General features: G+C 57.3%; 11 protein-coding genes. 6 read left to right on the forward strand and 5 right to left on the reverse strand.

From position 1 onward, the window contains the following. Nucleotides 1-20 precede the first annotated feature (20 nt). The 4 genes from WG622_RS05105 to lpdA all read left to right on the forward strand — a co-directional run bounded on the left by WG622_RS05105 (nucleotide 21) and on the right by lpdA (nucleotide 7,313). Complete coding sequence (locus WG622_RS05105; RefSeq protein WP_339402582.1) at nucleotides 21-1,334, forward strand: uracil-xanthine permease family protein; 1,314 nt, start codon at nucleotides 21-23, stop codon at nucleotides 1,332-1,334. A gap of 285 nt (nucleotides 1,335-1,619) precedes the next feature. Further along, the gene (aceE, locus tag WG622_RS05110) at nucleotides 1,620-4,274 is read left to right on the forward strand and encodes a pyruvate dehydrogenase (acetyl-transferring), homodimeric type (RefSeq protein ID WP_339402583.1); all 2,655 of its coding nucleotides are present in this window, start codon (nucleotides 1,620-1,622) and stop codon (nucleotides 4,272-4,274) included. A 20-nt stretch (nucleotides 4,275-4,294) separates the two neighbouring features. Continuing rightward, the gene (gene aceF / locus WG622_RS05115) at nucleotides 4,295-5,563 is read left to right on the forward strand and encodes a dihydrolipoyllysine-residue acetyltransferase (RefSeq protein ID WP_339402584.1); all 1,269 of its coding nucleotides are present in this window, start codon (nucleotides 4,295-4,297) and stop codon (nucleotides 5,561-5,563) included. A 13-nt stretch (nucleotides 5,564-5,576) separates the two neighbouring features. Beyond that, nucleotides 5,577-7,313: a dihydrolipoyl dehydrogenase gene (lpdA, locus tag WG622_RS05120; protein ID WP_339402585.1), complete on the forward strand. Its 1,737-nt coding sequence runs from the start codon at nucleotides 5,577-5,579 to the stop codon at nucleotides 7,311-7,313. Nucleotides 7,314-7,430: 117 nt separating this feature from the next. Here lpdA and WG622_RS05125 read toward each other — a convergent pair whose 3' ends face one another. The 4 genes from WG622_RS05125 to WG622_RS05140 form a co-directional block, all read right to left on the reverse strand. Beyond that, nucleotides 7,431-8,426: a type I glyceraldehyde-3-phosphate dehydrogenase gene (locus WG622_RS05125; protein ID WP_339402586.1), complete on the reverse strand. Its 996-nt coding sequence runs from the start codon at nucleotides 8,424-8,426 to the stop codon at nucleotides 7,431-7,433. 82 nt (nucleotides 8,427-8,508) lie between these two features. Then, nucleotides 8,509-9,324 (reverse strand): bifunctional allantoicase/(S)-ureidoglycine aminohydrolase, encoded by an 816-nt coding sequence (locus WG622_RS05130; RefSeq protein ID WP_339402587.1) that lies wholly within the window; start codon nucleotides 9,322-9,324, stop codon nucleotides 8,509-8,511. A gap of 97 nt (nucleotides 9,325-9,421) precedes the next feature. Next, nucleotides 9,422-10,078, reverse strand: a complete 657-nt coding sequence (locus WG622_RS05135) for an SOS response-associated peptidase (protein ID WP_339402588.1) — start codon at nucleotides 10,076-10,078, stop codon at nucleotides 9,422-9,424. A 6-nt stretch (nucleotides 10,079-10,084) separates the two neighbouring features. Then, on the reverse strand, nucleotides 10,085-10,390 hold the full coding sequence (locus tag WG622_RS05140) for a DnaJ family domain-containing protein (protein ID WP_339402589.1): 306 nt from the start codon (nucleotides 10,388-10,390) through the stop codon (nucleotides 10,085-10,087). A 155-nt stretch (nucleotides 10,391-10,545) separates the two neighbouring features. Here WG622_RS05140 and WG622_RS05145 point away from each other — a divergent pair, with 155 nt between their 5' ends. Both WG622_RS05145 and WG622_RS05150 read left to right on the forward strand, forming a co-directional pair. Further along, on the forward strand, nucleotides 10,546-10,842 hold the full coding sequence (locus tag WG622_RS05145; protein ID WP_209356807.1) for a GNAT family N-acetyltransferase: 297 nt from the start codon (nucleotides 10,546-10,548) through the stop codon (nucleotides 10,840-10,842). A 15-nt stretch (nucleotides 10,843-10,857) separates the two neighbouring features. Continuing rightward, on the forward strand, nucleotides 10,858-11,802 hold the full coding sequence (locus WG622_RS05150) for a pirin family protein (RefSeq protein ID WP_339402590.1): 945 nt from the start codon (nucleotides 10,858-10,860) through the stop codon (nucleotides 11,800-11,802). A gap of 229 nt (nucleotides 11,803-12,031) precedes the next feature. Here the strand turns inward: WG622_RS05150 and WG622_RS05155 are convergent, their stop codons facing one another. Further along, nucleotides 12,032-13,609 (reverse strand): bifunctional metallophosphatase/5'-nucleotidase, encoded by a 1,578-nt coding sequence (locus tag WG622_RS05155; protein ID WP_339402591.1) that lies wholly within the window; start codon nucleotides 13,607-13,609, stop codon nucleotides 12,032-12,034. Between the last annotated feature and the right edge of the window lie 149 nt (nucleotides 13,610-13,758).

Consider the following 13,758-nt stretch of genomic DNA (forward strand, 5'->3'; position numbering starts at 1 on the left):
AACAGAAAGAGGGACATTTCATGGCAGACGCACAGACTTACTCAGATCCAAATGCAACACCGCCGTTAAACCAAGCGATCCCGCTTGGGTTTCAGCACGTGCTGGCGATGTTTGCATCCAACGTAACGCCGTCCATCATCGTGGCTGGCGCTGCCGGGCTGGCCTTTGGGGGACCAGAGCAGATCTATCTGATCCAGATGGCGATGCTTTTCGCCGGGGTCGCGACGCTGTTTCAAACCGTGGGTATCGGCCCTGTCGGTGCGCGGCTTCCGATTATGCAGGGCACAAGCTTTGCCTTTGTGGGCGTGCTTGCCGGGATTGCGGCTACTCAGGGCCTCGGTGTGGCGCTGACTGCCTGTATCATTGGCGGTATCGTGCACTTCCTATTGGGCTCGGTGATCGGCAACCTGCGCTGGCTTTTCCCGCCGCTTGTGACCGGGCTCGTGATCTTGGCGATTGGTCTTTACCTGATCCCTGTCGCCATTAAATACGCCGCTGGTGGGGCAGCTCAGTTCCAAATGGAAGCGGAGAGCTTCGGCTCGCTGATGCATTGGTCTGTTGCCTTGACAGTGGTGATCGTTGCCTTGGTGCTCAAGTTCTTCACCAAAGGCATCCTCTCCAGCGCAGCCATCCTTGTGGGCCTGCTTGCAGGCTACGCTCTGGCCTTTGCTCTGGGCATGGTAAACTTTGGCGCGGTTGCCAAAGCCTCCTGGATCACCGGCATTCAGCCACTGCCTTACGGGTTTGAATTCAGCCTCGGTGCCGTGATTGCCGTGACATTGGTGTCGATCGTTTCGGCGATTGAGACCGTGGGCGATGCCTCAGCCACCGCCAAAGCAGGCGCAGGGCGCGACGCAACAGATGCCGAGATCCAGGGCGCGACCTATGCGGACGGTCTGGGCACCGCAGTCGCGGGCGTCTTTGGCGGCCTGCCAAACACATCCTTCAGCCAAAACGTCGGCATCGTCGGCATGACCGGCATCATGAGCCGCCATGTTGTGACCATTGCTGGTACCATCATGGTGATCTGTGGCCTGCTGCCAAAGATCGGCGCGGTCATCGCCTCTATGCCTCTGCCAGTGCTTGGCGGCGGTGTGATCGTGATGTTCGGCATGGTGGCTGCGGCTGGCCTGAACGTGCTGTCTGAGGTCAAGATGAACCGCCGCAATATGGTGATCATCGCGATTTCGCTGGCAGTTGGCCTTGGCCTCAACCTTGTGCCAACAGCCGTGCAGTACCTGCCAGGCGTGGTGAAAACGTTGATGACATCGGCGGTCGCACCGACAGCGCTCTGCGCGATTGTGCTGAACCTGGTTTTGCCACAAGAAGACTAAGACTTCACGGCGGGCCTCGCTCGCCGCCATTATAGTTCAACACTAGACGCACTCTTTGAGAGTGCGTCTTTTTTAACGCCAAAAAGAATTAAACTATATTAATTACAAATACTTAATCCAAACCACCCACAAGAAACAACGCCTCCACATTCGCTTATACTTATGGAAGTCGGCTTTGAATTGAGTTGCCCGACTTATGCATGGCTGCTATGCGCGTAGCCAGCTACCAAAGTAGTTCAGCATTAAACTATAATGCTGCTATAGCATTTTGGAGGAGGTCTCTACATGGCGACACCATTGGACGATATTGATCCGGTCGAATCCCGAGAATGGCAAGATGCCGTTGAGGATGTGATCGCGCGCGATGGCGCGGACCGGGCGCATTACCTATTAGACAAAGCGGTGCAACAAGCGCGCGCCGCCGGGGCAAACCTGCCGTTTTCGGCGACAACCCCATATCAGAACACGATCCCAGTGGATCAGCAGGAAGCCTTCCCCGGCGATCTGGATATGGAATGGCGCATCCGCACGATCAACCGCTGGAACGCGATGGCGACGGTTGTCCGCCGCAACAAAGTCAGCAGCGAATACGGCGGCCACATCGCTTCCTTCGCCTCCTCGGCTGTCATGTATGACATCGGCTTGAACCACTTCTGGCGCTCTAAGTCTGCGATCCATGGTGGCGATCTGGTATTCTTCCAGGGACACGTGATCCCAGGCATCTATGCACGCTCCTTTATGGAAGGCCGCCTGACGGAAGAGCAGATGGAAAACTTCCGCTCTGAAGTAGATGGCAATGGGTTGTCTTCCTACCCGCACCCATGGCTGATGCCGGACTACTGGCAGTTCCCAACCGTTTCCATGGGGCTTGGCCCGCTGATGGCGATCTACCAAGCGCGGTTCATGAAATACATGCACAACCGTGGCCACATCGATATGGCGGACCGTAAGGTCTGGTGTTTCCTTGGCGACGGCGAGATGGACGAGCCGGAAAGCCGTGGCGCGATCGACTTGGCTGCACGCGAAGGCCTCGACAACCTGATCTTTGTTGTGAACTGCAACCTGCAGCGTCTGGATGGCCCTGTGCGCGGCAACCACAAGATCGTTCAGGAACTTGAGGGCGACTTCCGTGGCGCAGGCTGGAATGTCATCAAACTGCTTTGGGGAAAGGGCTGGGACGAGCTCTTGGAAAAAGACACCTCGGGCAAGCTGCGCCAGTTGATGGATGAAACCGTCGACGGTGACTACCAAACGTTTAAGTCCAAAGACGGTGCCTATATCCGCGAGCATTTCTTTGGCAAATACCCAGAGACCGCGAAACTGGTCGAAGACTGGAGCGACGAGCAGATATTTGCCCTGCGTCGTGGCGGCCATGATCCGCAAAAAGTCTACACTGCCTTTAAACGCGCGACAGACACCAAAGGCACCCCAACCTGCCTCTTGATCAAAACGGTTAAGGGTTACGGCATGGGTTCTGCGGGTGAAGGTCAGAACACGACTCACCAGCAAAAGAAAATGGCCGAGGATCAACTGCGCGCGTTCCGGGATCGCTTTGAGATCCCAGTGAGCGACGAAGACCTGCCAAAGGCACCATTTGTTAAGCTGAACAACGCGCAGAAAGCCTATCTGGCAGATCGTCGTAAAGCTTTGGGTGGCGAATTCCCGAAACGGGAAACCAAATCCGACAAACTGGAAATCCCGCCGCTGTCGAAGTTTGACGCACAGCTCAAAGGTACGGGCGAGCGTGAGATTTCCACCACCATGGCCTTTGTCCGTATCCTGACCACGCTGTTGCGTGACAAGCAGATCGGCAAAAACGTGGTACCGATTGTGCCGGATGAAAGCCGCACCTTTGGTATGGAAGGCCTGTTCCGCTCTGTAGGGATCTACAACCCGCTGGGCCAGAATTATACGCCCGAAGATGCAGACCAGATGATGTACTACAAAGAGTCCATCAACGGTCAGGTTCTGCAAGAAGGCATCAACGAAGCCGGTGCAATGGCCGACTGGATTGCGGCGGCGACGTCCTATTCCAACCACGGCGTGCCGATGATCCCTTTCTTCATCTACTATTCCATGTTTGGCTTCCAGCGGATTGGCGATCTGGCCTGGGCCGCAGGCGACAGCCGGGCCCGTGGCTTTATGCTGGGCGGCACCGCGGGTCGGACCACGCTGAACGGTGAAGGTCTGCAACACGAAGACGGCCACAGCCATATCCTCGCAGGTACCATCCCGAACTGCATCAGCTATGACCCAACCTTCCAGTTTGAGGTTGCCACTATCGTGCAACATGGCCTCAAGCGGATGTATGAGGACCAAGAAGACGTGTTCTTCTATCTCACGCTGATGAACGAGAACTACAGCCACCCGGATATGCCAGCCGGTGTTGAGGGCGACATCATCAAAGGCCTCTATCGTTTCAAAGAGGTGAAACGTCCGGGCAAAAAGCACGTCACGCTGATGGGCTCTGGCACCATTCTGGTGCAGGCGATGAAGGCGGCTGAGATGCTAGAAGAAGACTTTGGTGTCTCTTCCGAGATCTGGTCTGCTCCAAGCTTTAACGAGCTGGCCCGCGATGTTCAGGATGTGGATCGTCACAACCGCCTGAACCCGCTTGCGGATCCGAAAGTGCCATTTGTCACCGAGCAACTGAGCAAAGCCAAAGGCCCGATCATCGTCGCGACCGACTATATGAAGAACTACGCCGAGCAGATCCGCTCTGCGGTTCCCGGTCGCTACACGGTTCTGGGCACGGATGGGTTTGGGCGCTCTGACAGCCGCGTGAACCTGCGTCGCTTCTTTGAAGTGGATGCAAACCACATCGCCGCGGCGGCCATGGTTGACCTCTATCGTGAGGGCAATGTGACCAAGGCGCAGCTCGAAAAAGCACTTAAGAAATATGACATCGACGGCAACAAGCCGAACCCCCGTCTGGTGTGATCGGGAGAGGAGACAAGATTATGACAATAGACGTTAAAGTACCCGATATCGGCGATTTTTCCGACGTACCGGTTGTGACCATTCTGGTCAGCGTGGGGGATGTGGTCAGCGAAGAAGACCCGCTGATCGAAGTGGAAAGCGACAAGGCGACCATGGAAGTGCCCTCTCCTGCGGCAGGCACGGTCAAAGAGATCAAAGTGTCCGAGGGCGATCCCGTCTCTGAAGGCACCCTGATCGTAATTTTGGACGGCGAGGCAGCCGCCTCAACCGAGGTCCCTGCAGCAGCGCCAGCTCCTACGGCTGCACCAGCGGCAGCGCCCGCGGAGGCCCCTGCACCGGCAGCACCGGCAGCGGCCTCTGTCACCGACAGTGGCTTCTCTAAGGCGCACGCGAGCCCATCGGTGCGTGCCTTTGCCCGCCAGCTGGACATCGACATTTCCAAAGTGAACGGCTCTGGCCGCAAAGGTCGGATCCTGCGCGAAGACGTGACTGCCTTCTTGAAATCCACCACGGCTCCTGCGGCCTCTGGTGGCGCACCGGCGCAAGGCGGCATGGGGATCCCTCCGATCCCAGCGGTCGACTTCAGCAAATTCGGCAAGGTCGAAGACGTGGAAATGCCACGGATCAAAAAGATCTCTGGCCCTGCGCTGCATCGCTCTTGGCTGAACATCCCGCATGTCACCCATAATGATGAGGCTGACATCACGGATCTGGACAAATACCGCAAGGAAATGGACACGATGGCCAAAGAGAACGGCTATCGCGTGACCCTCCTGAGCTTTGTCATCAAAGCATCGGTTTCCGCGCTGAAAGAGCATTGGGAAGTCAACAGCTCGATCCATCCGGATGGCGACAAGCTGATCAAGAAGGACTACTACAACATCGGCTTTGCGGCGGATACGCCAAATGGTCTGGTGGTTCCTGTGATCAAAGACGCGGACCGCAAGGGCATCGTCGAGATCTCCAAAGATCTGATGGAACTCTCCGGCAAGGCCCGCGCGGGCGAGCTGAAGGGGCCGGACATGTCTGGCGCGACCTTCACCATCTCGTCTCTCGGCGGCATCGGCGGCACATCTTTCACCCCAATCGTGAACGCACCAGAAGTTGCGATCCTTGGTCTGACACGGTCCAAAATGGCGCCTGTCTGGAACGGCGAAGAATTCGTGCCGCGCCTGATGCAGCCTCTGTCGCTGTCCTATGACCACCGCGCCATCGACGGAGCCTTGGCCGCACGGTTCACCGTGACGCTCAAGACCCTCTTGGGCGATATGCGCAAGTTGATGTGGTAAGGGGGATAATCTGATGGAAGTTAAAGTACCTGATATTGGTGATTTCTCCGAAGTTCCTGTGATCTCGATTCTGGTTGCCGTGGGTGACACGGTTGCGGAAGAAGACCCGCTGATCGAGTTGGAATCTGACAAAGCCACGATGGAAGTGCCCTCCCCTGCGGCGGGCACTGTGAAAGAGATCAAAGTGTCTGAGGGCGACAACGTCTCTGAGGGCTCTGTGATCTTGGTTCTCGAAGGCGCTGCGGCGGCGGACGCCCCAGCAGCAGCCCCAGCGGCAGAGGCCCCGGCGGCCCCGACCGCTGTGGCTCCGACTGGAACCGCAAGTGGTGCAGGTGATGTGCATGCTGAGGTCGTGGTTCTGGGCTCTGGCCCTGGCGGCTACACAGCAGCGTTCCGCGCGGCGGACCTTGGCAAAAAGGTCGTGCTGATCGAGAAAGACAACAACCTTGGGGGTGTCTGCCTGAACGTCGGCTGTATCCCATCAAAGGCGCTGTTGCATGCGGCCAAAGTGATCACCGAGTCCGAGGAAATGGGCGATCACGGCATCACGTTTGACACGCCAAATGTCGATCTGGACAAGCTGCGCGGCTGGAAGGACTCTGTGGTCAAACAGCTGACAGGCGGTCTGGGTGGTCTTGCGAAGGGCCGTAAGGTTCAGGTCGTTACCGGCTTTGGTACCTTTACCGGACCGAACATGATCGAAGTGAACGACAACGGCAAACGCTCTACCGTTAGCTTTGATCAATGTATCATCGCAGCAGGGTCCGAGCCGGTCACCCTGCCCTTCATCCCACATGATGATGAGCGTGTGATTGACTCCACCGGTGCTTTGGAGCTGAAGGACATCCCGAAACGGATGTTGGTTCTGGGCGGTGGTATCATCGGTCTGGAGATGGCGACGGTCTATGACGCGCTTGGCACGGATGTGACCATCGTGGAACTGATGGATCAGATCATTCCGGGTGCTGACAAAGACATCGTGAAGCCTCTGCATAATCGCATCAAGTCGCGCTATGAGGACATCAAACTCAAGACCAAAGTCACCGCTGTCGAAGCGCGTGAGGACGGTCTGAAAGTGACCTTTGAGGATGACAAGGGCGAGGTCACAACCGACGTCTTTGACAAGCTTTTGGTCTCTGTTGGGCGTCGCCCGAACGGTGCAAAGATCAACGCAGGTGCTGCAGGTGTTGCGGTGGACGAGCGTGGCTTTATCGCAGTCGACGGCCAGCAACGCACGGGTCAGGCGCATATCTTTGCGATTGGCGATGTGGTTGGTCAGCCGATGCTCGCGCACAAAGCCGTCCACGAAGGCAAGGTCGCAGCAGAAGTCGCCGCCGGTCACAAGCGCCACTTTGATGCGCGCGTGATCCCGTCGGTGGCTTATACCGATCCGGAAGTGGCTTGGGTTGGCGTGACCGAGAACCAAGCGAAAGCGGAAGGTATCAAGGTCGGCAAGGGCTCGTTCCCTTGGGCGGCATCCGGTCGGTCCCTGTCGTTGGGGCGCTCTGAAGGCATCACGAAGCTGATCTTTGATCACGAGACCGATCGCGTGATTGGTGCTGGTATCGTGGGGCCGAATGCGGGCGATCTGATCGCCGAAGTCGCGCTGGCCATTGAGATGGGCTCGGATGCGACCGATCTGGGGCACACCATCCACCCGCACCCGACCCTGTCGGAAACGGTAAACTTTGCAGCCGAAATGTTTGAAGGCACGATCACCGATCTGATGCCTCCGAAAAAGCGCAAGTAAGCGCTGCAAGACGCAAGAGACGAGAAAGCCCCGCCGTTTGGTGGGGCTTTTCTTTTGGGGCTCTGCCCTCTTGGCCTAGGGCCAATTCACCCGGGATATTTTGGGCAAGAGAAAGGCTTAGCGGGCCATCAGGCGGACCATGTCCAAGAGGCGGCAGGAGAAGCCGAATTCGTTGTCATACCAGCCAAAGACGCGCAGCAAGCCGCCGACACTGACCGAAGTTTCGCGTTCGCAGATCACGAGACTTTCAGGGCGCATGCGCAAGTCGGTAGAGACAAGTGGTTTTTGCGTCCACCCCAGAATGCCTTCGGCGGTCTTGGACTTGAGCAAGGCGTTCACCGCTTCGGCTGAGACGGGCGACTCTGTCTGGATCGTCAGGTCGATGGCGCTGACGCTGGCTGTGGGCACGCGGATGGCGCGGGCTTCGACGCGGCCTTCCAGGTGGGGCAGCACACGCGCGATTAGCTTTTGGGCGCTGGTGGTCGTGGGCACCATCGAAAGCGCCGCCGCGCGGCTGCGTTCGAGATTGGCGCGGGGTTTGTCGACAGTGGGCTGCGAGCCGGTGTAGCAGTGCACGGTCGTCATGTGGCCACTGATCAACCCATATTCAGCATCCAGAACATTCATCAACGGCGCGAGCGCGTTGGTCGTGCACGACGCGTTGGACACGACGCGATGGGCACCGATTTGATCCTCGTTCGCGCCCAACACGATGGTGATATCGGCCTCATCAGAGGGGCCAGAAATCAGAACACGTTTCGCGCCCGCCTCAAGACCGTGTTCCGCAAAGGCGCGTTTGCCGGCCATGCCGGTGCATTCCAGAACCACGTCGACGGTACTGAGATCCAGTGTGGAGATGTCTTTCGCGCTGTGAAACGGGATCACTTGACCATCTACGGTCAGGGATTGATCGCCTGCTGCAACCTCGCCCGGATACGGACCAAAGATCGAGTCATATTCGAACAAATAGGCGCAGGTTTCCAAGGGCTCGATGTCATTGAGGCCAACGATCTCGATATCCCCATAGGCCGCGTTCTGTTTCAGAATACGCAGCACCGCTCGACCGATCCGGCCAAAGCCATTTATAAAGATGCGCTTTGTTTGATCAGACATGGCACCGCCCTCATTTCGAGTCGCTTACGCGCGCAGTTTCACTCTCTTTGCCGCGCAATGGCCAGAGCGAAATTGTACCAATCTAGAGCGGCATATGCCGGTTCACGTCCTTATAGAGCAAATAGCGGAAGCGACCTGGGCCTGAGGCATAACAGGCCTGCGGGCAGAAAGCGCGCAGCCACATGAAGTCGCCGGCCTCCACCTCGATCCATTGTTGATTGAGCAGATAGACCGCCTTGCCTTCTAGAACGAAAAGCCCATGCTCCATGACGTGGGTTTCTGGGAATGGAATGACCCCACCCGGCTCAAAGGTCACAATATTGACGTGCATGTCGTGGCGCATATCGTCGGGATCCACAAAGCGCGTCGTGGCCCAGCGCCCCTCGGTATCCGGCATAGCAATGGGCGCATGGTCTGCATCCGACGTCACAAAAGCCTCTGGCGCATCAATGCCGTCAACCGCCTCATAGGCTTTGCGGACCCAGTGAAATTGGGCGGGTTGATCGCTGGTGTTCAGTAGAGTCCATTCGCTGCCCGCAGGGATATAGGCATAGCCTCCCGCGGCCAATTCGTGTGTTGCACCGCCAAGCGTCAATTGAACCTCACCGCCGACGACGAACAAAACGCCCTGCGCTTCTGGATCAAGCTCTGGCCTTTGGCTGCCACCACCCGCAGCGACCTCCATGAGGTAATGCGAAAATGTCTCGGCAAATCCGCTTAGGGGACGCGCCAGAACCCAGGCGCGTGTCTTTTCCCAGAATGGCAAGTTCGAGGTCACGATATCGGTCATCACGCCCTTCGGGATCACCGCGAAAGCCTCGGTGAAAATCGCGCGGGTCGTGGTGATCTGGGTTTGCGGAGGCAGGCCGCCTTCGGGGATATGATAAGACGTGGTCATCGCGGTCTTTCGCTGTTCTCTTGCATTACAGAACCTGATTTTGACCCATTCGCCAAGGCGTTACGGTGCCAAAACACTCGTAGCCTGAGTTTGATAATCACGCATGAAATGGCTCGATCAGCTCTGGCCCCTGCGCGCGATTGGAGTTCACTTTGGGATCGACTTGGTAGAAGGACAAGAGGTCCTCATCCGCCGCTTTCATCAGAGGCGCGGCGCCAAATCCCTCTTCGCCCAGCCACAGGCCCCAATCCTCTTGGTCAATCACGACAGGCATTCGGTGGTGCACCTGAGACATGGTCTCATTGGCTTTGATCGTCACAACCGCACAGGTGCGTTGGCGGGCGTCGTCGGGCCCCCAGTCTTGCCAGACACCTGCAAGGGCCAAAGTCTGTGGCCCCTGAATATACCAAGGCCAGCGTTTGCCGGCCTCGTCCTTGGTCCATTCATAAAAGCCGCTGATCGGGATCAGGCAACGCCGCGCGCGACAGGCCTCACGGAAGGCGGGTTTCTCGGCAATGGTCTCCGCCCGCGCGTTGATCAATAGAGGCCCTTCCGTTGGGCTCTTGTACCAATGCGGCAGAAATCCCCAGCGCATGGTGACGAGCTTTCGGGTGTCGTCGGACATGACCACATGCACGCCGGTTGTCGGGCAGACGTTGTAGTTGGGCACATCGGGCATGTCGTTCGCTGGCGCCGCATCAAACAATTGCGCCATAGCATCTGTCGGCAGAGTTATCGCGAAACGCCCGCACATCGCTGACTATCGCGCCTGTTTGCGGGCGAGCTCTATTTTGGCCTCCATCATCGACATCTCTTTCATGATGTCCTGACGTCTGCTGCGATCACCGGTCTCGCGTAGCTCTTCACGCAGTTTGGCCAGCTCCCGCGACAGCGACACGAATTCGGGCACCCCGCCGCTTTCCTTGATCAGGCGATTGATCAGAGCGTTCTCGGGATCGTCCTCACGCGGCAAGGGCTTGCCTGCGCCTTCTAGATTGTCAAAGGCGCCGTCCGCCTCTGCGGCCGCGATCTTTTGGTTGATAAGGTCGATGAGCGGGTGATCCATATCCTCTTTCTAAGCCCCTCGGCCCTGCCTGTCAGCCCATTTGCGCAGCACGCGGACCTTCTGTGCTAAAATGCGCAAGTCTCCTGCACAGGCGTGGAATAGGCAGACTGCCAAAAGACGCTACATTTGCCAAAGCCAATCATTCGGAGGCCGCAATGACGATAACGATCACACGCGAAGACACAGGATCTAAAGCCAGCTATCTGGCAAAGGTAGACGGGTTTGAAGGCGAAGGCATCTTAACAATCTCGGTCGCCTCAGGTGCCTTGGTGATTGCCGACCATACCTCGGTTTCTGACGATTTGCGGGGGCAAGGGATCGCAAAAGCACTGGCAGAACGACTTGTCGCAGATGCCCGAGCCGCAGGGCAAAAGATCTTGCCGCTCTGCCCGTATATGAAGGGCTATATGGACCGCCACCCCGATGAAACGCGCGATGTACGCGCCTCTTAAGCGAAAGGACAGATCATGAGCTGGAACCCAAGCCAACACCCCAAAGCCACGCTTGAGAATATCGAGACGATGATCGTGCCGCGTGCACGCGACCTTGGTGGTTTCGAAGTGCGCCGAGCTTTGCCGTCCGTGGAACGCAAGATGGTCGGGCCGTTTGTGTTTTTTGACCAGATGGGCCCTGCCGAGTTCATCACCGAGGGCGGCATCGACGTGCGTCCGCATCCTCATATTGGCTTGGGCACGGTCACCTATCTGTATCAGGGCGAATTTGAGCATCGCGACTCTTTGGGCACGCATCAGATGATCTATCCTGGCGAGGTGAACTGGATGCTCGCAGGCCGAGGCGTGACCCATTCCGAGCGCACCTCGGACGAGACACGCGCGACGCGGCATTCGCTGTTTGGGATCCAAACCTGGGTTGCCCTGCCTGAGGACAAAGAGGATATGGCACCTGACTTTGAGCATCACAAAGAAGCCGCGCTGCCCTATCTGCAGGACAGAGGCGCGTCTGTGCGTTTGATCCTTGGGGACGCTTGGGGGGCTGCGTCGCCTGTCACCATGCAATCCGAGATCTTCTATGCCGATGTCGTGCTAGAGGCCCACGCGCAGTTCCCCCTGCCCGATAATCACGAAGACCGCGGGATCTATGTCACGCAGGGGTCGATTGAGGTCAGCGGGCAGGTGTTTGAGGTCGGCCAGATGATGGTGTTCCGTCCGGGGGACAAGATCTCGATCCGCGCGGGCGCGAAGGGTGCGCGACTGATGGCTCTGGGCGGGGCGACACTGAATGGGCCGCGTTATATCTGGTGGAACTTTGTGAGTTCCGACAAGGCCAAGATCGAGGCCGCGAAGGAAGCTTGGAAAACTGAGGATTGGGCAAACGGGCCGTTTCATCTGCCACCCGGTGATACGGAAGAGTTTATTCCGATTTCGGACAAGCAGGATCGTATCAAGATCTAGCTCAAAGCCGCTCTTGCGCCGATCCGAGGGGTGGCATCGAGCCAGTCCTATGTGCCAATTTATGTTTCAGCCCACGTCCTAGTTCGGTGTTGGAGCGAAACCTCACAAATGCGCCGCCCCTGCGGGTCGGGTCGGCGAAAGAGCGGCGGCCTTAGGCCTTGATTCCGCTCTTAATTAAAAAAGCCCGACCGTTGCCGGCCGGGCTTCTCAATTTTTGTGTTAAATCAGCTTACTTTTGGGCAATCCGCCCGTCAGTGTAAGGTGTATAAGGACCGACTTTCGCCAGATACTCCGCGGTCACATCCGCGAGGTCCGGGCCGTAGTCATAAGCATTGTCCGCATCGCGGAACATCTTATAGCCGTCACCACCACCACGGACATAGTTGTTGGACACCAGACCATAGGTCTTGGCTGGATCAATCGCGACGAACTCGCCGCCTTCCATGACCATCACCTCTTGGATCCGGCCTTCGCCAGCCGCCACAGAGGCATCCCAGGTGAACTTCAGACCCGCAACCTGTGGGAAGCGGCCTTTCACTTCTTCGACCTGACTTACGCCGTTTTCAAGCGCGTCGATCACGGTTTGACCGGATACGAAGAAGGTCGAAAGCGTGTTCTGGAATGGCAGAACGGTCAGGACTTCGCCCATGGTGACTTCGCCCGCGTCAATAGATGCGCGCAGACCGCCCCCGTTTTGGATCGCAATCGAAATGCCTTGATCCTTCACACGGTCCAACATCGCGTCAGCAACAAGGTTGCCCATCGCGCATTCACCGGTCCGGCAGAACTCACGCGCGCCTTCGACCGCCTCGGCGGTTTCTGCAACAACGCGCTGCTTCATCTCTTCAATCGGCGCGCCCATTTCGGCGATCCGAGCCGCCATTGCTGCATCCGGGGTCACAGAAGCATCCAGCAAGATCGGCTCACCCATTGCAGAGGTCACGTTGCCCGCGTCATCAAAGGTAACAGTCAGCTCACCCAGATATTTGGAATAAGCATAGGCCTGCACCACTGGAACTGCGCCAACCATGGTCGGGTAAGCGCCCGCCGCGCGGTCAGAGGTGTTGGACAACAGTGTGTGAGAGTGCCCCCCCACAACGACGTCAATACCAGGCACCGCTGCTGCGATCTCGAGGTCTTTGGCCAGACCAACGTGGTTCAGCGCGATGATCTTGTTGACGCCTTCCGCTTCCAGCGCAGCGACGTCGGCCTTCAGGCTCTCGATCTCGTCTTGGAAGACCACGTTTTCACCCGGCGAGGATGTTTCCACCGTATCAACCGCCAATGCAGAGATGATGCCAATCTTTTGGCCGCCTACGTTCAGAACAACATGATTGGACACCTTGCCGTTCAGCGCTGGTTCCGAGGTCAGATCAAGGTTGCCAGAGATCACTGGGAAGGACACGGTGTCCACGAATGCCTCAAGACCCTCTGGGCCGTCATCAAATTCGTGGTTGCCGACAGCCATGACATCATAGCCAATCGCTTCCATGAACTCGGCCTCAGCCGCGCCCTTGTAGGTGGTGTAGAACAAAGAGCCCTGGAACGGGTCGCCTGCGTCCAGAACAACATAGTTGCTGCCTGCAAGTTCCGCACGTTTCGCATCAACGGCCGTCTTGATCCGCGCCATACCGCCAAAGCATTTGCCCTCTGCTTCGCCGTCCGCATTACAGGTAGAGTCAAACCGGTTGATCGACTCAACCCGGCTGTGAATGTCGTTGGTATGCAAAATGGTCAGCGTATAATCCGCCGACGCCATACCCGCAGTGAGCGCCAAACCCGCTGCCGTAAAGAGTAGTTTAGACATCTTTTTTTCTCCCATGTTATCGTTAACGTCTAATAAAGAGCCACGCTTTCAAAGCTCTTTGAAAAAGACAAACACCCAAGCCGAAATAGACTTTCAACTTTAACAGTATAATGACATCTCGCGCGACTTGACCATTCTTGACGTTACAG

This window comes from Cognatishimia coralii, from assembly GCF_037478305.1.
In the GTDB taxonomy this organism is placed as follows: domain Bacteria; phylum Pseudomonadota; class Alphaproteobacteria; order Rhodobacterales; family Rhodobacteraceae; genus Cognatishimia; species Cognatishimia coralii.